Genomic DNA, 20,545 nt, shown 5'->3' on the forward strand with positions numbered 1-20,545 from the left:
ACTCCGCAATATTACGGCCTCCGGCAGTGCTTTCCAAACGCAGGCTGGCAAAACAGCATTTAATTGTTAAATTGCTGCATAGTTAAATTGTTAGTTGCCACATGCTAATTGCATCTTCAGTGAGAGGTTTATTCTCAGTATCGGCTTGGTTCTTTAGTATACTTTGGTGTAGCATTCATTCTGTAAGTATTGACTAAGCTTAGCGCATCAACTATATCAACAATTTAACAATCAGCCATTAAGCAATTAAAAAAGATGAAAGTTGATTTTGTAGTATACCCCGAGCATGGCCGCCCTTTCACCGCCGATGCCACCTATTGGCCCGACAGCCAGCCCAAACCAATCGTGTTGTTTGCGCATGGCTTTAAAGGATTTAAGGATTGGGGGCACTTTAATTTACTGGCAACATACTTTGCCAAGCATGGCTTTGTGTTCATCAAGTTTAACTTTGCCTACAACGGCACCAGCGTGGACAATTACGAGGACATGCACGACCTGGAAGCCTTTGGCCAGAACAACTTCAGCCTGGAGCTTGACGACATGCAGGCCCTGCTAAACTTATTGCATTCCGACAACCCACCAATAACAGCCAACGAACTGGACCTAAGCCGCATTTACCTGGTGGGCCACAGCCGTGGCGGTGGTGCCGTCATCCTGAAAGCTGCCGAAGAGCCGCGTGTAAAGGCACTGGCTACCTGGGCTGCCTTAAACCGCTACGACAACCGCTGGGACGAACTGCATATGGGCCAGTGGAAGCAGCAAGGCGTGCAATACGTGCTCAATGGCCGCACTGGCCAACAGATGCCGCTATACTATCAGATCGTGGAAAATTTCCTGGAGAACAAGCACCGCCTCGACATCCCGACTATTGTTAAAAACCTGAAGCAGCCGCTCCTGCTGCTGCATGGCGAGGAAGACGAAACCCTCCCGACCCAAATGGCCCACGACCTGAAAACCTGGAAACCTGATGCCGAGCTGCACCTGCTACCCGCCACAGACCACTCTTTTGGGGGCCAGCACCCATACCCGGAGGAAGAGCTGCCGGAAGCTGCGCGTGCCGCCGCCGATCTAACCATAGACTTTTTCGAGAGGCATGCCTAAGGTATACCTGCTGCTGGGCGGCAACTTAGGCGACAGGCTGGCTTACCTGCAACAGGCTAATCACCAGATAAACACGCATGTGGGCCGGGTGGCCCGCCAATCCAAGGTATACCAAACGGCGGCCTGGGGCAAAACTGACCAGCCTAACTTCCTGAACCAGGTACTGGAGGTGCAAACCGAACTACGCCCCGAACTGGTGCTGCAGCGCGTGAACAGCATTGAGCAGGAACTGGGCCGCAAGCGGCTGGAGCACTGGGGAGCCCGCGTTATCGACATCGACATACTTTTTTACGACGACCTTGTAATGCAAACGCAACGGCTCAGCGTTCCGCACCCGCAACTGCACCTGCGCCGTTTCACACTGCTGCCCCTCTCCGAACTGGCACCCGATATGGAGCACCCTATACTTCAGCAAAGTATAAAGTTACTCTTAGAGCAGTGCCCCGATGTGTTGGATGTGCAGGTGTTTGAGGGGTAGTTGTTTGTGAGCAGATAATAGTAGTCTATTCCATATAACAGTGAGCCTAGGAATAAAAGCCCTATACCTCTTCTTGATGATTTGTTCCTTTTCCTGTGCTACAAAGGCACAAAATGAAAAGAACGCATTGTTATGCAGAAACGATATTGAGAAGTATAGTTACGACACACTTTTAAGTCAGTGCTACCATCTCTCTTACAGTGTTTATCAGGATTCAATAACGAATGACTGTTTTCAGAGCCCCAAACTTGTAGCAGGCAACAGAAACATTAGACAATTGAGTGAAACAAGCTATCCGATGCTTTATAAGAACCTTGGATACATTGGAGCTGACTTCGGCAAGTTCTTCCTCTTTGTCCAGTCATTCGGTTAAGGAAACCCTCATCAGATACAATTGATTGAAAAGCAGTCAGGTGTAAGGCTATTAGAAGGAACTTGGGTAGATGTAGATGAATCTGAAATGGTTATTCTTTACCTTATAAACCTTTATGGAGATGATGAGGAGCTTAAACTTCGTGATCTAAAGACTAACAAGGAGTTTATAATCAAAGACTTTTCCTGTTCAGAATGTGCAAAGGAGCAAATCGGAGGATTACGGAACTGCGTAGAGATTGACACTGTAAACTCTGATGTAATTGTTTTAAAAATTGAGAACGAATTTGAAAAAATCGTACGGAAATATAAACGCTAAACTACAGTTTACCACAGCTGCTGCCTAAGCATGAGACTACATAACACACTTTGGCTACTTCTTGTAGGGCTAGTAATTTCCTGCAATAGCCCGATTGCTGAACATCAAAATTCCATACCAACAGACTCAACTGTAAAACAGGCTGAAACAATGCCAAACAATGTAGCTTCAAGTGCCGGCTCATCCTACGAGGAAAGTATGGATGACTGTATTTTCGATCAGGAAACCCAGACAGATGAATTCCTTAAAAACGTTAGCGAACTCAACAATTACAGCTGGGATAATGACAAACGCACTGCCACAGTTATACTTGAAACCGGTGATACATTGTTAATTTACAGGGGCGGATGCAATCACTTTAGCGTTGCAGCCGAGTTCAGGTTCAGAAAGGATAAAACCGATTATTCTAGATGGAGCAACGTGTACGAGAAGGTGCTGTGGATCGCCAACTTGCTAGATAAGGAATTTGATTACAACGAACTCAAGCAAGCCATAAATTCTAAAAATCTGACCTATAAAAGGCTTGAAGAGACAGAAACAGATGAGGTGCTCTTCAATGATCCAAGTTTGCAGGAACAAAATTACAAGATTGAAAGGAAGCTAGGGCCAACTGCACAAATCATCTCATTGAGCTACACGATTAATTAAGTCCTCATTTGCAGCTTTGATACGCACCTAGTCAAGCAGTTCGGTTTAAAGCGAAGTATAATAAAAAGTATAAGGCCCGCCCTGGCAACTTGCCAGGGCGGGCCTTATACTTTGGTAAGCGCCAGCTGTTACTCCGCAGAGCTAACTTCGGCAGTGCGCTCGATCTTTTTAACAAGTCCCTGAAGCACTTTGCCTGGGCCGCACTCCACAAAGTGCGTGGCGCCGTCGGCTACCATCTGCTGCACCGACTGCGTCCAGCGCACCGGGGCGGTAAGCTGCATTATCAGGTTTTGCTTGATCTCGGTTGGGTCGGTGTGCGGCTGTGCGTCCACGTTTTGGTAGATCGGGCAGATGCCTTGCGCGAAAGTAGTCTCCTCGATGGCCTTTGCCAATTCCTCTTCGGCTGGCTTCATCAGCGGCGAGTGGAAAGCGCCACCTACCGGCAGAGGCAGGGCACGCTTGGCACCAGCTTCCTTCATTTTCTCGCAAGCAATCTCAATACCTTTGTTAGAGCCTGAAATTACCAGCTGTCCCGGGCAGTTATAGTTGGCGGCAACTACCACCTCGTCTTCCACGGCAGCACAAACTTCCTCCACCTTCGCATCGTCCAAGCCAAGTATGGCGGCCATCGTGGATGGGTTAGCCTCGCAGGCAGCTTGCATCGCCAGCGCTCTTTTAGACACTAGTCGCAAGCCGTCTTCAAAGCTAAGTACTTTGCTGGCAACCAGCGCCGAGAACTCACCCAGCGAGTGGCCTGCCACCATGTCCGGGGCAAAGTCTTTGGCTACGGCGGCCTGCGCCACCGAGTGCAGGAAAATAGCTGGCTGGGTAACTTTGGTCTGCTTCAGTTCCTCGTCGGTGCCGTTAAACATGATCTCCGTGATGTTGAAACCAAGAATCTCGTTCGCCTTGTCAAACAACTGCTTTGCTTCTTCATGTTGCTCGTACAGGTCTTTGCCCATGCCAACAAACTGAGAGCCCTGTCCGGGGAAAACGTATGCTTTCTTCATTCTTATTTAAAGTTGATAAATGGCTGTTTCGTGAAATTGTTTGATTGTTGCATTGCCACATTGTTTAATTGGCAGGTTAAGCTTTGGTGCTGTGAGTTCCATCATACTTTTAAAGCACGAGCAAGTATAAACACAACTGCAAACCCTAAAGACAATAACAATCAGCAACTAACAATTACCAATGAAAATTAAGCTTAGCCCACAAACCTGGCCCTTTGCTCGGGGCTGGGTAGCAGGCAGCTTTGGTTGCGGCCGGCTACTTTGTAGCGGTTACGGGCTACAAAGCGGTACACAAAATCGCGGAAAGATAAAGGAATAATCCGGAAAACCGAAAGCATGGACAAGGGAAAATCGAGGTGGCGGGCAAGGCGCAACACCGCTTCAGACTCAGCGTACAGCTTTCCGTTTTCAAAGAAAAGTATGGAGTCGGGCAACGGATCGGGGCGCTTCTTTTTGGAAACCAGGGCCTCCAGCGCACCAGATTGCAGTGCAGCAAAGTATAAGTTGTGCTGGCTGTTATACTCTAAAACCAGCTGCACGCTGGCCTGGCAAAAGCCGCAGGTTCCGTCGTAAAACACGATTGGTTTGCCCTGCAGCTGCTCCAGGTTATGGTTTGTTATCATCTTACAATCTCTACCCAGCCTTTATACTTGGTACGTGCCTGGGCAGGGTCCAGGGAGTAAAACTCTACTTCAGCTTCATAGTAATAGGTGCCATCCGGCAACCTATTACCGTCTTTATCTACGCCTGCCCAGTTAATATAAAGCCCTTCACCGTCAGTTATTGTTCCGCTGTTGTATACTTCCACGCCCCACCGGTTTACCACCTTAAAGCGCATGCTCTTGATAAAGGCTTTCACTTTTGGCCGGAACACATCGTTCAGGTTATCGCCGTTCGGGGTGATGATGTTGGGAAGTATAAATGAGATACAGTTATCCTTGCACTCCTCGTTGCTAAACGCGCTTTCGGTGCCGTTAATATCCGTGGCAGTTACTACATAGCAACCGGCAAAAGACTGTAAGTCATTATGCGTATAAGTGGTTGCAGAAGTTGTGTCCAGGCGCGTGTATTCTGCATCTAGGGATGGCTTGAAGTATATTGTATAGTAGTCTATATCTGCCGTACAATCGCCGGTGATGTTTGGCACCCAGGTTAGCACATTTTGGTACGGCGGCTGCGTTGGGTTCTGCGCAAACTGGTCACAATCCAGCACATCGAGGCTAAGCTCTGGTGGGCAAACCAGTTTTGGCAGGGTGGCGCATACTTGCTGGCTGTTGTTTAACAACGGAACCGGTAAGCCTTCAACATCATACTTGCCAGCTGTCTGCACATAATAGCAATACTCCGTGCCACGCTGCAGTTCCTCACCTCCGAATGTGCCTTGGTCGGTGTACGTACCGCTTGTAGCTGAGGCAGATACACTATCAATTAAAGTAAAGGTGCCGTTTATTTCACGGTAGATATAATGCCTCAGAGCACTGTTATCCCATGGCACGTCATATGCCCAGTTAAGTGAGATATTTTTGGCATCATTCCCTTCTGATGGGGTTAAGGTCAGGTATACGCTCGACGCTTCGGAGCTATCGCGTAGCACTGTAGGTTGGCCGCCAGGGGCAGGTGTCTGGTAAAACTCCAGTCGGTAGCGGTAGGCGTTTGCAACTGTGTTCAGGCCTGAGTCCACAAAAGTAGTGTCGCTCATGTTACGGGTACGCTTCACTTCGGTAAAGCCTGTGCCAGTTTCCTGTCCAACCTTGCGGTATAGCACATACTCCAGCGGCGGTGTCAGGTTCTGAACGTCCATCGGTTGGCTCCACTTTACGGTAATCTCCCCGTTGGTTTCGTCAGTCTCATCCACCGTGACATTTGTTAAGTATGGGATATCCTGATCTATCACAACACAAGCTTCGGCAGAAGCTATACTTTCGCCTCGGCCGAGCGGCGGGAACGTAGCATAGATGATATAGCAGTACTCCACACCAGCCTCCAGGCCTGCCCCCTTGTTATTATCAAAGAAAGTAATCTCACCGGTGTTTACTTCGCCAATCAGTACATAGCCTGTTGATGCGGGCACGCCTGTCTGGCACTCATCCGGCACAAAGTTGCTTGGTCCTTCGCGGCGGTAAATTCTTATTTTATCGGCATTTTGGCAGATGTAGGGGTCCCAGGTGAGAGTTACGTTACGGTCTGCGCTGGCGGCTGCCAGGTTTTGCGGTGGCGGACCTACCACACGTATGTTCCATGGTTGTAGGTCGGCCAGGCGCTTTTCGTTATTTGGCCTAACATCTTCTGCCCTGAACACGACCTGGTACGGTGATTGGCGCACATCCTGGCACGAGGTTGACCATACAAGCTCTCCGGTTGCAAGGCCTGCGGTTTTAGTAACCTGCCTAAACGTAGCCGGCGGCACAATACCGCTACCTGCCACTGTCAGGTTAATCAGGTCACCATCAGGGTCAGTGGCTTTAACGATGCCGCGCAAGGTTGTGCCTGCCACCACGCAGGTATCTTTTGGTTCTAACACAGGGGGCCGGTTCTCGTTTTCCTCTACCCTTATCTGCATGTCGCGCACAACCTCGCCTATTTTAACAGCTCCGCCGTTTGGCCCGCGCCGCCACTCTTCCACAATAAAGGCAATGTTATACTCCCCTTTCACACAGGGAGCATCCCAGGTAAGCTGGCCTGTATTTACATCCAACGTAAAGAATGCGGGGCCGCTGGCATTGGAGGTCTGGCACTGAAACGTGTTAGAAGGTATACTGTAGCCTGGCACCACGGCTATGGAACCGTTTGGCTGCTGGTAGCGCGGGGCAATCAGTTTAAAGGAAAGGCTGTCTCCATCTGCATCGAATGCACCTGGGTTGTGTACGAATTTACGGTTTATAGCAGCCTTATCGATAGGAGCAACTGTAAGAACCGGTGTGCTGTTAAAGCCGCGCAGCGCATTTATGTCGATTGTAGTAGAAATGAAGAAAGAGCGCTGATCAGATGGCGGGGCCATGTTAAGAATCCCATTATTACGGTTCTCCCCGATCCAGAAGGTCGTAAAATTTCCGTCAGATGGGTAAGTATATTCCCACTTAAAAACCTCTTTATCCGTGTCAGCACTAATTGGTGTTACTGAGAGGCGGGGTACTTTAAGGGTGGTTCCTGCTCCTGTAAAAATCGTTGCCTCAGGGTCTTCGGCCCCAGAGAAGTGGTTGGTGTAAATAATCATGGTGAAGAAGAAGCGGCGAGGGTTCGGGTTAGGCGTAGTATCCCTCTTGGCTGTTATGTCTCCTGCTCTAATGTGGGTAGCCTGTACTTCAGCGGAAGCACCCAACAACATCAATATCAACAACACCCATAACAGATTACCACGCAGCAGATACAGTAGGCGTATAAGGTTTGGCATATATAGATCGGGTTAGGCAGTAAATATAGGTATAATATTAAACTATTATTTCCAGAAATTATTGTCAACAAAATGACTTGCTGGGGGTTAGTACAGTACGGGTTTTAAGTCCTACGGATACCAATTTAGATTGATTCAAAATATGAAACCAAAATTGTTTTATAGGAGGTCGGCATGTACCTTTGAGAATTAAAAACGCATAATTAATCAAACTTTAACTAATACAGATGAATTGGTTTACTAAAACGTTTTCCAGTACAATCGGACGCAAGGTTATCATGTCGATCACAGGCTTGTTCCTGTGCTCTTTCCTGGTGATCCACTTGATTGGTAACTTCCAGCTTTTTAAAGACGACGGAGGTCTGGCATTTAATGTCTACTCAGAGTTTATGGGGCATAACCCGATAATCCGAACCCTGGAAATCGTCCTGTTGCTGGGTTTCGTGTTTCACATCTATGATGCGTTTGTACTTACCCGCCGCAACAAAACTGCCCGCCCGGTTGAGTACGCAAATACACGTCCTTCAGAGAATAGCACTTGGTCTTCCCGCAACATGGGCTTGTTAGGTACTGTTATACTTGTATTCCTTATCATCCATTTATACAACTTCTTCTGGCGCGCGCGCTTCGGTGATATCCCTGCTGATGCTGACGGTGTAGAAAACCTGTACATGGTTGTGGTTGAGTCGTTTCAGCAGTGGTGGTATGTATTGCTATACGTTGTTGCGATGGCGGCTCTTGCCTTCCACTTGATCCACGGTTTCCAAAGCGCTTTCCAGACACTGGGCCTTACACATAAAAAGTACACGCCGTTTATCCAGGCTTTCGGTTATGCCTTCTCGGTTCTTATCTGCCTGGGCTTTGCTATCATGCCGCTGTACTTTTTCTTTTTCTTTTAATAACATAAACTTTCCATAGTTACTATGATATTAGATTCAAAAATCCCGGAAGGCCCTTTAGCCGAAAAGTGGGAAAAGCATAAATTTGACATGAAGCTGGTTAACCCAGCTAATAAGCGTAAGTATGATATTATTGTAGTAGGAACTGGCCTTGCCGGTGCATCTGCTGCTGCAACTTTTGGTGAGCTGGGCTATAACGTAAAAGCGTTCTGCTTCCAGGATTCTCCGCGCCGTGCACACTCTATTGCTGCGCAAGGCGGTATAAACGCTGCTAAGAACTATCAGAACGATGGTGACTCTGTATTCCGTCTCTTCTATGACACAATTAAAGGCGGTGACTACCGCGCCCGTGAGGCAAACGTTTACCGCCTTGCCCAAGTATCTGTAAACATCATTGACCAGTGCGTGGCTCAGGGTGTGCCTTTCGCTCGCGAGTATGGTGGTTTGCTGGCTAACCGTTCGTTCGGTGGTGCCCAGGTATCGCGCACATTCTATGCCCGCGGCCAAACAGGACAGCAGCTACTTCTAGGTGCTTACTCTGCCATGAACCGCCAGATTGCCTACGGTAAAGTGAAAATGTACCCGCGTACAGAGATGCTTGACCTTGTTACCATTGATGGCCAGGCCCGTGGTATTGTGGTTCGTAACCTGATTACCGGGCAAATCGAATCGCATAGCGCACACGCTGTGGTGTTAGCAACAGGTGGTTACGGCAACGTGTTCTTCCTTTCTACTAACGCAATGGGCTCTAACGCAACAGCTGCCTGGAGAGCGCACAAGAAAGGTGCTTTGTTCGCGAACCCTTGCTTCACGCAGATTCACCCAACGTGTATCCCGGTATCTGGTGAGTATCAATCTAAGCTTACCCTGATGTCTGAGTCATTGCGTAACGATGGACGTGTTTGGGTACCTAAAACTGTTGAGACAGCTGAAAGACTAAGAAAAGGCGAAATTAGCGTAAACGATATCGCTGAAGCAGACCGTGATTACTATTTAGAGCGTAAGTATCCAGCCTTCGGCAACCTGGTTCCGCGCGACGTGGCTTCACGTAACGCTAAGCTAGTTTGCGACGAAGGACGCGGTGTAGGTTCAACTGGCCTGGCCGTTTACCTCGACTTTGCTGATGCCATTAAGCGCGACGGCCAACCAGCTATCGCAGCCAAGTATGGTAACCTCTTCGAGATGTATGCAAAAATCACTGACGAGAACCCATACGAACGACCAATGCGCATTTACCCAGCGGTACACTATACTATGGGTGGCCTTTGGGTTGATTATAACCTAATGACCAACATCCCGGGTCTATACGCTGCTGGTGAGGCTAACTTCTCTGACCACGGCGCCAACCGCTTAGGTGCATCTGCCCTGATGCAGGGTTTGGCTGACGGTTACTTTGTGTTGCCTTATACTATCGGTGATTACCTGGCTCGCCTACCATACGATAAAGTTTCTGTAGATCATCCAGCCTTCAAAGAAGCTGAACAAGCTGTGATCGCTAAAAACAACCAGCTGCTCGCCATCAACGGTACGCGCACGGTAGATGATTTCCATAAAGCTTTAGGCCAAATCATGTGGGATTACTGCGGTATGGCTCGTAATGCTGAAGGACTTACTTTCGCTAAGCAGGAGATTCGCAAACTGCGCGATGAGTTCTGGCGCGATGTGAAGGTAACCGGCGTAAACGAGGAACTGAACCAAACCTTGGAGAAAGCTAACCGCGTAGCCGACTTCCTGGAGCTTGGAGAGCTGATGGTAGATGATGCCCTTAACAGAAGCGAGTCGTGCGGCGGCCACTTCCGTGAGGAATCTCAGACACCGGAAAACGAAGCCCTTCGCGACGACGAGAACTATACTTATGTAGCAGCCTGGGAGTTTACAGGTGTGGGCAACGAGCCGGTGCTGCATAAGGAAGAGTTAAAGTTCGAAAACGTGAAGCTTACGCAGCGTAGTTATAAGTAATTGATAGATAATTAAAAATTAGAGATTAAAGATTAGAAATGAGTGCTACTACTAGATTAGGATAAGCGTCAGGTCTAATGATTTCTAATTCATAATTTATAATTTCTAATTAAAAAGAAATGGCTGGAAGTAATCCAAATGCTAAACCAATGGACCTTACGCTAAAGGTTTGGCGCCAAAAAGATAGAAACTCACCAGGTCAGATGGTGACATACCCTCTAAAGGGAATCTCTCCTGATATGTCTTTTCTGGAGATGCTTGATGTTTTAAATGAAGACCTGCTACGCAAAGGCGAAGAGCCAATTGCTTTCGACCACGATTGCCGCGAAGGTATTTGCGGTATGTGTAGTTTGTTCATCAATGGCCGTGCACACGGCCCGGAGCGTGGCACAACCACGTGCCAGTTGCATATGCGCCATTTCTCGCACGGCGAAACTATTACAATAGAGCCTTGGAGAGCTGCTGCCTTCCCGGTGCATAAAGACCTGATTGTTGACCGCTCGGCTTTCGATCGTATTCAGCAGGCTGGTGGTTACGTGTCTGTAAACACTGGTGGTGTTCCGGATGCAAACGAAATTCCAATCCCTAAATCAATCGCAGATAAGGCTTTTGATGCGGCTACTTGCATCGGTTGCGGCGCTTGCGTGGCAGCATGTAAAAATGCGTCGGCAATGCTGTTTGTTTCTGCTAAAGTATCTCAGTTGGCTATGTTGCCACAGGGTAAAACAGAGCGTAAGACACGTGCTGAGAACATGGTAGCTCAGATGGACATTGAAGGTTTCGGGGCATGTACTAACACAGGAGCTTGCGCTGCTGAGTGTCCGGTTGGTATCTCTTTGGAAAACATTGCTATGTTAAACAGAGAGTACATGGGCGCGAAACTTACTTCCGAAAACGTAGCTTCTTAAGCGCGTTATACTTCCAGAGAAGGCGAGGTGCTATGTAAGCGCCTCGCCTTTTTTATTTAACCATGTAGTGGCTATCTATACTCGACAAAGCATACTTTGGTGAAGCCGAACTAACAGAATTGAGACCTAAAAGCTATAAGCTCCTTTAACAATTACTACTGAGATCATACTTACATCAGGCACAAAAAAACCTGCATCTAAGACCCAAATGGTTATTGAAGTTGAACTATAAGCTACAAACCATTAAGAGAGTAGCATTTCCTATTAGGTTTTAGACATCGCAAAACTCCCCGCAGATTTAACCATCTTGGCTTTTTATGAGAACACTGCTAATGAAGCACTAAAAGCTTATCGAGAGAATTACCACTTCTAACAAGTTTTCATTTGCGGTGCCTAAGTATAACTTTTCGTTTCCGGGTGTATTAGAAGCTCACTCATGGGCTAAACTTACCTGTTAATTTTAGAAATAAAGGGAGCTTAATCTGACTATCACCAGTTATGTAAAATAGCAGGCTGTCATTGACCCGTCTTTCAGATATGGGGCATGCACCTGCTGGCAATGCGCCTAAAACTGGCACACATCGTGAAATACATCAATCGCAAGTAGCTCGCCTCCAAACTCCATGATAAGCTGCTGGATGGATATCTAGAGAAATTGCTTCGTTTTTTATGAAGACCCAAGTATAAAAAGAGAGGGAGCTGTAACTTAATGCAGCTCCCTCTCTTTTTATACTTACTCGTAGGATACGTTTAGTCTACATTATCATGCAAGAAACGGTTATCTCCAAGAATTTCATTATCATCGTTAAGGTTAAAGCGAGAGATATTACGCTCCGATGAGTGCGATACTTTATCCAAGGCTACATTACGACGCAGGTAAGCAGGAACATCCAGCTTTTCCTTTATTGCTTCTGAAGTAATCTCCGAGCTCAGCATACGTAGGCGCTCACGACGCTCTTCCGCACGGCGCTGCATCAACTCGCGCTCTTCTGCAAGACGGCGCTCAGCTTCCTGCTCCCGGTCAGCCTGCGTGGCTTCCTCTCGCTGTGAGTTATAGAAGCTATCATTCTGAGAACTGCCATCCAATTCGAAAACGATACGCTGTGGCTGTGCTTGTTGTGGCTGCTGCGGTTGCTCAGCCTGACGGCGCGGAGCACTATCGTTAAACCCAGATGACTGTTGTGGCTGTATAGGTGCTTGTGGCGTTACCACAGGAGCCGGAGCTACTTGTTTAGGCACAAAAGTAGCCACCTCTGGCTCTGGCTTAACAGGCTCCGCTACTTCAATTTTTTTTTGGCTCTCCAAGTCAAACACCGTTTTCTTTGGCTCAATAATGCTTTCAGCATCGCTGGCAAAACCTGTAGCTATTACCGTTACGCGGATGCTCTGGCCCAATGTTGAGTCAATTCCATGACCGAAGATAACTTCAGCTTCCTGTCCGGCTTTATCCTGGATATACTCTGTAATTTCAGTCAGTTCATCCATTTCCAGTTCAGCCTGCTCACCAGACATGATAGAAAGAAGGATTTTCTGTGCACCATGAATATCGGTGTTATTGAGCAACGGAGAAGAAAGCGCTTCCTCTGCGGCACGCAGGGCACGGCCTTCGCCCTCTGTTGTTGCAGAACCCATCACAGCAGCTCCAGAATCTTTCATCACCGTTTTCACGTCTTCAAAGTCGACGTTTACTTCGGCTGTGACTGTTATAATCTCAGCGATAGATTTAGCAGCAGTAGTCAGGACATTATCAGCCTTTGCAAAAGCCTCACGGATGGTCAGGTTACCGAACATCTCTCTCAGCTTATCGTTCAGGATCACTAGTATCGTATCGCAGTTTTCGCTCAGCTCTTTCACGCCATTTTCTGCAGCAACCTTCTTCTTTTTACCCTCAAAGGCAAAAGGAGCAGTTACGATACCTACTGTAAGCACGCCAAGTTCTTTGGCTACTTTGGCAATTACCGGAGCGGCACCTGTACCGGTACCACCACCCATACCTGCCGTGATAAACACCATTTTAGTGTCGTTGCTTAGCATCTCCCGGATTTCTTCTTTACTCTCCAGGGCTGCTTGCTTACCTTTTTCAGGATTAGCACCTGCACCAAGTCCTTCTGTCAGGTTTTGGCCAATCTGTAACTTGCTTGGCACACCGCTACTTTTCAGCGCCTGTACATCGGTGTTACAGATAATGAATTCAACGTCCTTAATCCCTTGGTTATACATGTGGTTAACGGCATTGCTGCCACCACCTCCCACGCCGATCACCTTTATAATAGACTTACCGTTTGCAGGCAAGTCAAATGTGTATGCTGATGTCATGCTAATTTCTCCTGCTCTAATGGGTTAGTAACTTTGTTTGTTGTCTATGTCATCTGATAAGAAGCCCTTTAGCTTCTGCAACAGCCCCCCGCCATTGTTGCTTGCCGGGCTTTTTTGCTCAGCAGGCCTAACATAGTCATGTTCTTCTGTTTGGATGTAGCGTTCCACACGTTGGTCTAATGGCTGATAGCCGGCCAATACCAAGCCAACGGTAGTGGCATACATTGGGCTTTTCACAGCTTCGATCTTTGAACGGCCTAAGTGCTCGTTCGGGTAGCCGATACGCGTGTCCATGCCAGTAATGTACTCCACCAACTGCACAAGGTTCTGAAGTTGCGCCCCGCCCCCAGTGATCACAATACCACCGGCAAGACTGTTGGCGTAGCCTGAGCGAACGATCTCAGCATAAACCAACTCAACTATCTCTTCCATTCTGGCTTCAATAATAAATGCCAGGTTTTTGATGGATATCTCTTTAGGTGTACGGTCGCGCAGGCCAGGTATAGATACGATCTCGTTATCAGATGCCTCATCGGCTATGGCTTTGCCAAACTTCACCTTCAGTTGCTCGGCCTGGTTCTGCATAACCATGCAGCCCTGCTTAATATCTGAAGTGATGATGTGCCCTCCAAAAGGAAGAACTGCCGTATGGCGGATAATATTGTCCTTGAAGATAGCCAGATCTGTTGTACCTCCACCAATATCTACCAATGCAACACCCGCTTCTTTCTCCTCATCGCTCAGCACTGACATACTTGAAGCAAGCGGCTCAAGTATCAATTGATCAATTTCTAAGCCAGCGCGGGTTACGCATTTGTTTATGTTGTTAATGGCATTGGACTGCGCCGTGATAATGTGGAAGTTACCTTCCAGGCGCACACCAGACATGCCAACAGGGTCTACAATGCCTTCCTCGTAATCTACTTTATACTCCTGCGGCATTACATGAATGATCTCGCTGCCTGGAGGAGTTACCAGCCGATACATATCGTTTGTAAGACGGTTCACGTCCTCCACACGGATCTCGTGGTCTGTTACCTGGCGTGTAATACTGCCATTGTGCTGCAGGCTCTTTATGTGCTGGCCGGCAATCCCAACATTTACGACACCAATATTAATTTTTGCCTGCTCTTCAGCCTGACTTATCGCCTTTTTAATGGCTTCAACAGTCTTATCGATATTGCTCACGATGCCTCTTACTACACCCTCCGACACGGCTTTACCCATGCCCAATATCTCTAGCTTGCCAAATTCATTTTTCCGACCAACAAGTGCGCAAACCTTGGTTGTGCCAATATCCAAGCCTACTACAATTTTGTCGTTCTGCATATTTTCGTTCGTTATTCGCAAATAATCTGTTCTTCAAACTCAACATTAACCCGTTTGTACCGGTCCCACCCCATTGTTGGCAGGATTTCTTTGTACAGCACGGCTAATTTTTTAAACTTCTCTTCTACCTTAACGGGCTTGCCAAACTCTATCGTATGGTCGCCTACTTGTGGTAAAAAAGATACTTTGCCCTTACCATCTATGTGCATCTGGGCAAGTTGGGCCTTCCAAAACTCATCTTTCTCGATGAACTGAAGCAATGAAAGGTAAGACTGGCCTAAGGAGTCTTTAAAGAACCCTTTATCAGTTGGCTTAATAAGAGCTGACTTAGTTATCGGGATTACACGAGCGGTGTACCTATCAGAGAGTGGGAGAATGTTCCCCTCGGCGTCAATGTAAACATCTTGATCTTGTCGTATAATTCTAGCAATAGGCCTGTTCTGTTTTACAAATACCTGTATGTTGCCATCTAACCCCCTGTAAACCTCTGCATCCTTTACAAACTTGTTGGCTTCGATGCGCTTCTCAAGGTTTTTCAGGTCGATGTCCTGATTCGAAAGCCCTTCCAGTTTCCGATCTCCCTCGCGGGTTAGCAGATTCCGAACCTCCTTATCCCCAATAAAGTAATTGTTGTACTCATTATCAATTCTTATTGACACTTTTTCACAGATTTTTTCATTTTGACGTGAAGATGAAAATGCTGCCAAAGCGCCGATCGTGACAATGCTACAACCTGCAAAAATTAAAGATTTTATTCTACTATTCAAGCCCATTGCGTTTATTTTCTAAAAAATTTCTGATAGGCCTCACTAATGTATCAATATCGCCTGCTCCTAGTGTAGCTAAAACCTCAAAATTATCATTCTGAAGCAGATTTTCGAGTATATCGTTCTTCTTCAATATTTCTTTTGACGCACAAGAAACTTGCTGTAAAATTAAGTCGGAAGTAACTCCATTTATAGGTTTTTCGCGCGCGGGGTATATATCCAAGAGTGCAAGTTCATCTGCCTGGCTCAAACTTAGTGCAAATTCTGCTGCAAAATCGCGTGTACGGCTGTAGAGATGCGGCTGAAATATCACTTTAATTCGCCTACCCGGGTACAAGGCCCGCAACGATTTCATGAAAGCATCAATCTCCTTTGGATGGTGTGCATAGTCATCTATATAAACCACTCCTTCATCTTCATACACAAACTCAAAGCGGCGCTTTACACCTTTAAAAGACTCTATGCCAGCTTTTATACTTTCCGCTGGCACTTGAAGCACTTGGGCAGCAAGTATGGCAGCCAGCGTATTCTCAGCATTATGGAAACCCGGCACCCCGAGCCTTACCCCGGATAGGTTTGCAAAAGGAGTAATAGCATCAAACTCGAACCATCGCCCTTCTATCTGCAAGCCATTAAGGTGTGCATCACCTTTATCGAGGCTGTACTCAAACACGTGTACGCCTTCCTGTATTTTATCGGTTAACCGCGCATCGATGCCCTCATGTATAAACAAATACCCTCCCGGCTTCACCTGGCTAATAAAATGCTGGAACGTGCGCACCAGCTCTTCCTTGTCGCCATAGATATCCAAATGGTCTGGATCCGTGGAGGTGACTATCGCCACATCCGGGAACAGCGTCAGGAAAGAGCGGTCATACTCATCGGCTTCTACTACCACTACTTCTCTATCAGCAGTGCCTTTGCCAATCAGCAGGTTGGAATTTAGGTTAGTGGAGATGCCGCCTAAAAAAGCAGAGCAATCCACGCCAGCATGGTGTAGCAAGTGTGCCACAATAGATGACGTGGTTGTTTTGCCATGCGTACCCGCCACTGCAACGGTATACGCCGAGGCAGTGATAATGCCCAGTACTTCAGAACGCTTTTTAATTGCATAATTCTGCCCTTTCAGGTAAGCCCACTCCTGATGGTCTGCCGGTATGGCCGGCGTAAGCACCACTAAGGTTTTCTCAATGTCCTGAAGGATTTCCTGCGGCAACAGCGCCGGGTCATCCTCATAGTGTATAGCAATGCCTTCCTGCTCCAGTGCCTCGGTCAGGGTGGTGCGCGTTTTATCATAACCCCACACCGGATACCCTTTGGCATGGAACCAGCGAGCAATGGCGCTCATCCCGATGCCGCCAATGCCTAGAAAGTATACATAGCTATAGTTATCCAGTCTCACTTGATCAACTTTATCAGTTCATTTACAATATCAATGGCGGCATTTGGCCGGGCCATTTTAAGTATATTCTGATGCAGGCGCTGCTGCTCCTTCTCATCCTGCAATAACTGCAACGTGGTTGAGATAAGCTTTTCAGCGGATTCTGCGTCTTTTACAAGTATGGCTGCCTCTTGCTGCACGAGGGCCATGGCATTTTTAGTCTGATGGTCTTCGGCAACGTTAGGAGAAGGTACTAATACTGCCGGTTTCCCGGCCAGGCACAGCTCCGAGATAGACAAGGCTCCTGCCCGTGAGATGACAACATCTGCGGCGGCATAAGCCAGATCCATGCGTTTGATGAACTCATGCGCCCCGATGCCCTGCGCTTTATACTTTACCTCCAACTGCTGTGCCTGCGGGTAAAACGCCTTTCCCGTTTGCCAGATCAGCTGGTAACCGGCTTTAGCTATACTTTCCAGGCCGGCTGCCATACTTTGGTTAATGGTTCTGGCCCCCAGGCTTCCGCCAATCACAAGTATGGTTTTCTTGTCGGGGTTCAGGTTGAAGTGCTGCATGGCCTCTTCGCGCTTGCCCTCTAGAGCCATAATATCTGAGCGAACTGGGTTTCCGGTCAGCACTAGCTTGTCGGCCGGGAAAAAGGATTCCATGTTCGGGTAAGCCACGCATACTTTATCAACCCGCTTTGCCAGCAATTTATTGGTGATGCCTGCGTAAGAGTTCTGTTCCTGTATTAAGGCCGGGATGTTACGCGCAGTGGCTGCGTACAGTAACGGGCCACTGGCATAGCCTCCCACACCTACCACGGCATCAGGCTTAAAGTCTTTTATAATTTTATGCGAGGCGCGGATACTGGACAGCACCTTTAGTGGGAAAGACAGGTTATCCAGCGTGAGACGGCGTTGCAAACCGCTGATCCAAAGGCCCATGATCTTGTAGCCTGCCTCCGGCACGCGCGTCATTTCCATACGGCCTTGTGCGCCGACAAACAGAATCTCTGTTTCCGGGTTAACCGTACGCAACTGGTTGGCAATGGCAACGGCAGGGTAAATATGCCCACCTGTGCCGCCACCGCTTATAATTACACGATATGGTCTTTGCTGCTTAGGCATTGGCCGGTACGTTTATAGGTGCATTAACTGGTGTGCCGAGGGCTTCGCGCTGCGCCTCATCATCGGTGCGACTCACGCTAAGTATAATTCCGATGGAAATTCCGGTAAAGATCAGGGAGGTGCCACCCATACTTAGCAATGGCAACGGCAAACCAGTGATCGGACCTAAACCAACGGCCACGGCCATATTTACCATTCCCTGCAATACTAAGCTGAAGCTTAGCCCAGCGGAAAGCAGACCGCCAAAGGCTCCGTTGCTTTTGCTAACGGTTACCAAGCCGCGGTAAAGCAGAGCCAGGTATAAAAAGAGCACTACCACACCTCCCAGCAAACCATATTCCTCAAGTATGATGGCATAGATAAAGTCGGAGTACGGGTGTGGTAAAATGTCGCGTTGGTCGCTGTTACCAGGTCCTTTTCCTACTACCCCACCGGTGGCAATGGCGATGTAGGATTGCTCCAGTTGAAAGGGCACCTCGTTCGGGTCCATAAAATCCTGGAAGCGGCTAACGGCGGTTTCCATACGCTGGCCTGCTGCCAAGGCTCCGCCTCCCACTACTACACCTATCAGTACCACGCTTGCCAGGTACTTAAACGGCACACGCCCGATGAACATAAGAAGCATACAGGTGGCGAAAAGCAGAACGGCTGTAGACGTGTTGGTAAGCGCGATCAAGGCGCAGATAACTACCGTCCAGATAAGCATCGGCACTAAGGTTTTTTTCCAATCGGCCAGCTCGCGCTGCTTTTTAGAGAGCATGCTTGCCAGATAAGAAATCAGGGCCAGCTTGGCTAAATCCGAAGGCTGGAAGGTCTGGTTTATCACCGGAATCGTGATCCAGCGGGAAGCATCGTTAATGTTGGAGCCGTAAAAGAAGGTCACTATCAGCAACGGCGCTGAAATGATAAGCGCTACCAGCGAAAGCCTGGAGTAATAGCGGTACGGGATTTTGTGCGCTGCCCACATGAAGGCAAGGCCTACCAAAATCAGGAAGGTATGCTTGAAGAGGAAATACTCTGTGTTGCCTTCCATCTTCTTGTAAGCCAATGTACCGGTGGCAGAGTAAACCACCGCCACGCTTATAAGCGAGAACGCAATCACGATACCCCACAAAACGGAGTCGCCCTTCAGGTTTTTCTGTAACCACTGCTTTATCATACTCTTCCGGCTTAAATATTATTTCTTCAGCACAATTTTCTCCACAGCCTCTTTAAATCGCTGTCCGCGGTGTTCGTAATTATCAAATAAATCGAAGCTTGCGCAGGCTGGCGATAGCAACACTACATCGCCGGGCGTTGCCAGCGAACGGCTCAAGCGTACGGCATAGTCTATAGAAGTTGTTTCGGCGATAATCGGCACAATGCGCCCAAATGCCTGCTTTAGTTTTTCGTTGTCTTTGCCAAGGCAAACCAGCACCTTTACCTTTTCACGGGCCAGTTCTCCCAGGGTGCTGTAGTCGTTGCCTTTGTCCACGCCGCCGGCAATCCAGATAATAGGCTGCTTAATGCCTTCCAGGGCATACCAAACGGCTTCCACGTTGGTGGCTTTGGAGTCGTTGATGTAGGTTACCTCTTTGGCAAAGCCCACATGCTGCAAGCGGTGCTCGGCGTTCTCAAAGGTCTCCAGGGCCTTCTCGATGTCTTGGTCAGCCACGCCCATCAGTTTTGCCACCCCTACGGCAGCCATGGTGTTATATTGGTTATGCTTCCCGATCAGGCCTGAGTTGGAGGTATCCACTGTGCCTTCGTAGAATTTTTCTGTAACCCGGATGTTCTTGCCCTCGAAGTATACTTTGGCGTTTTCCGCGCCTTCCAGCGAGAAAGGCATAGCTGTTCCGCCGAAATTCGCTGAATCAAAAGCTTTGGCAATGTTGGCATCATCGGCGTTGAAAAGGAAGAAATCTGCACCGGTCATGTTCTGGGCCACGCGCAGTTTAGAGGCTGCGTAGCGCTCCATACTGTTGCCGTAGCGGTCCAGGTGGTCCGGGGTGATGTTCATCAGCACGGCAATGTGCGCCTTAAACTGGTACATGTTATCCAGTTGGAAACTGCTCAGCTCCACCACGAAGTAATCATACTTGTTTTCAATCACCTTCTCGGCCAGGCTCTCACCGATGTTTCCGGCCAAGCTCACGTTTAAACCTGCGTTTTTCAGCAAGTGATAAGTGAGCAGCGTAGTAGTGGTTTTGCCGTTGGTGCCCGTGATGCAGATAAACTTTGCTTGCGTGTAACGCGCGGCAAACTCTATCTCCGAGATCACCGGGATATCTTTCTTTACAGCCTCCTGAATGATAGGCGCTGTATCCGGAATGCCCGGGCTCTTCATGATCTGGTCTGCGGCAAGTATGCGCTCGGTAGTATGCGTGCCTTCCTCGTAAGGGATGGCAGCCATAGCGAGCTTAGCCTTGTATTGCTCCTTTATCTCGTTTTTATCAGACACAAACACTTCGAGGCCCTTTGTCTTTGCCAGCAAAGCTGCCCCTACACCACTTTCTCCCGCACCAAGTATCGCTAATTTCATAGTATGTATTTGTGTT

The 20,545-nt window shown here is 48.1% G+C and carries 17 protein-coding genes; 7 read left to right on the forward strand and 10 right to left on the reverse strand.

Features of this window, described 5'->3' with window-relative positions; translation table 11 throughout:
* The first annotated feature begins 255 nt into the window (after positions 1-255).
* From D1627_RS01430 to D1627_RS01450, 4 genes are all read left to right on the forward strand, one after another.
* The gene (locus D1627_RS01430; protein WP_119430433.1) at positions 256-1,101 is read left to right on the forward strand and encodes an alpha/beta hydrolase family protein; all 846 of its coding nucleotides are present in this window, start codon (positions 256-258) and stop codon (positions 1,099-1,101) included.
* Positions 1,094-1,579 carry a 2-amino-4-hydroxy-6-hydroxymethyldihydropteridine diphosphokinase gene (gene folK, locus D1627_RS01435; protein WP_119430434.1) on the forward strand — a complete coding sequence of 162 codons (486 nt, stop codon included), beginning with the start codon at positions 1,094-1,096 and terminating at the stop codon, positions 1,577-1,579. Before D1627_RS01430 ends, folK begins: the two co-directional genes overlap by 8 nt.
* 394 nt (positions 1,580-1,973) lie before the next feature.
* A complete protein-coding gene (locus D1627_RS01445) occupies positions 1,974-2,270 on the forward strand; it encodes a hypothetical protein (protein ID WP_119430436.1) in 297 nt (98 codons plus the stop codon).
* A 30-nt stretch (positions 2,271-2,300) separates the two neighbouring features.
* Entirely contained in the window at positions 2,301-2,918 is a 618-nt protein-coding gene (locus D1627_RS01450) for a hypothetical protein (RefSeq protein ID WP_119430437.1), read from the forward strand.
* Positions 2,919-3,046: 128 nt separating this feature from the next.
* Here the strand turns inward: D1627_RS01450 and fabD are convergent, their stop codons facing one another.
* The 3 genes from fabD to D1627_RS01465 all read right to left on the reverse strand — a co-directional run bounded on the left by fabD (position 3,047) and on the right by D1627_RS01465 (position 7,319).
* Positions 3,047-3,928 carry an ACP S-malonyltransferase gene (gene fabD / locus D1627_RS01455; protein WP_119430438.1) on the reverse strand — a complete coding sequence of 294 codons (882 nt, stop codon included), beginning with the start codon at positions 3,926-3,928 and terminating at the stop codon, positions 3,047-3,049.
* A 194-nt stretch (positions 3,929-4,122) separates the two neighbouring features.
* Positions 4,123-4,551: a thiol-disulfide oxidoreductase DCC family protein gene (locus tag D1627_RS01460; protein WP_233555470.1), complete on the reverse strand. Its 429-nt coding sequence runs from the start codon at positions 4,549-4,551 to the stop codon at positions 4,123-4,125.
* On the reverse strand, positions 4,548-7,319 hold the full coding sequence (locus D1627_RS01465; protein WP_233555471.1) for a T9SS type B sorting domain-containing protein: 2,772 nt from the start codon (positions 7,317-7,319) through the stop codon (positions 4,548-4,550). The genes D1627_RS01460 and D1627_RS01465 overlap by 4 nt, the downstream gene beginning before the upstream one ends.
* A 227-nt stretch (positions 7,320-7,546) precedes the next feature.
* Between D1627_RS01465 and D1627_RS01470 the strand changes: the two genes are divergently transcribed.
* The 3 genes from D1627_RS01470 to D1627_RS01480 all read left to right on the forward strand — a co-directional run bounded on the left by D1627_RS01470 (position 7,547) and on the right by D1627_RS01480 (position 11,085).
* Positions 7,547-8,218, forward strand: a complete 672-nt coding sequence (locus D1627_RS01470) for a succinate dehydrogenase cytochrome b subunit (protein WP_119430439.1) — start codon at positions 7,547-7,549, stop codon at positions 8,216-8,218.
* A gap of 24 nt (positions 8,219-8,242) precedes the next feature.
* Entirely contained in the window at positions 8,243-10,177 is a 1,935-nt protein-coding gene (locus D1627_RS01475; RefSeq protein ID WP_119430440.1) for a fumarate reductase/succinate dehydrogenase flavoprotein subunit, read from the forward strand.
* Between the two features lie 149 nt (positions 10,178-10,326).
* Positions 10,327-11,085, forward strand: coding sequence for a succinate dehydrogenase/fumarate reductase iron-sulfur subunit (locus tag D1627_RS01480; protein ID WP_119430441.1), 759 nt, complete (start codon positions 10,327-10,329; stop codon positions 11,083-11,085).
* Between the two features lie 750 nt (positions 11,086-11,835).
* Here the strand turns inward: D1627_RS01480 and ftsZ are convergent.
* From ftsZ to murD, 7 genes are all read right to left on the reverse strand, one after another.
* Complete coding sequence (gene ftsZ, locus D1627_RS01485) at positions 11,836-13,401, reverse strand: cell division protein FtsZ (RefSeq protein ID WP_119430442.1); 1,566 nt, start codon at positions 13,399-13,401, stop codon at positions 11,836-11,838.
* A gap of 24 nt (positions 13,402-13,425) precedes the next feature.
* Positions 13,426-14,730, reverse strand: a complete 1,305-nt coding sequence (ftsA, locus tag D1627_RS01490; protein WP_119430443.1) for a cell division protein FtsA — start codon at positions 14,728-14,730, stop codon at positions 13,426-13,428.
* Positions 14,731-14,741: 11 nt separating this feature from the next.
* The gene (locus D1627_RS01495; RefSeq protein WP_233555472.1) at positions 14,742-15,389 is read right to left on the reverse strand and encodes a cell division protein FtsQ/DivIB; all 648 of its coding nucleotides are present in this window, start codon (positions 15,387-15,389) and stop codon (positions 14,742-14,744) included.
* Positions 15,390-15,489: 100 nt separating this feature from the next.
* Positions 15,490-16,899 (reverse strand): UDP-N-acetylmuramate--L-alanine ligase, encoded by a 1,410-nt coding sequence (gene murC / locus D1627_RS01500; protein ID WP_119430445.1) that lies wholly within the window; start codon positions 16,897-16,899, stop codon positions 15,490-15,492.
* Positions 16,896-18,008: an undecaprenyldiphospho-muramoylpentapeptide beta-N-acetylglucosaminyltransferase gene (gene murG / locus D1627_RS01505; RefSeq protein ID WP_119430446.1), complete on the reverse strand. Its 1,113-nt coding sequence runs from the start codon at positions 18,006-18,008 to the stop codon at positions 16,896-16,898. Before murG ends, murC begins: the two co-directional genes overlap by 4 nt.
* The gene (locus D1627_RS01510) at positions 18,001-19,167 is read right to left on the reverse strand and encodes an FtsW/RodA/SpoVE family cell cycle protein (RefSeq protein WP_119430447.1); all 1,167 of its coding nucleotides are present in this window, start codon (positions 19,165-19,167) and stop codon (positions 18,001-18,003) included. The genes murG and D1627_RS01510 overlap by 8 nt, the downstream gene beginning before the upstream one ends.
* A gap of 18 nt (positions 19,168-19,185) precedes the next feature.
* The gene (murD, locus tag D1627_RS01515; RefSeq protein WP_119430448.1) at positions 19,186-20,529 is read right to left on the reverse strand and encodes a UDP-N-acetylmuramoyl-L-alanine--D-glutamate ligase; all 1,344 of its coding nucleotides are present in this window, start codon (positions 20,527-20,529) and stop codon (positions 19,186-19,188) included.
* Between the last annotated feature and the right edge of the window lie 16 nt (positions 20,530-20,545).

The sequence above is a fragment of the Pontibacter oryzae genome, from assembly GCF_003576375.1.
Lineage (GTDB): Bacteria > Bacteroidota > Bacteroidia > Cytophagales > Hymenobacteraceae > Pontibacter > Pontibacter oryzae.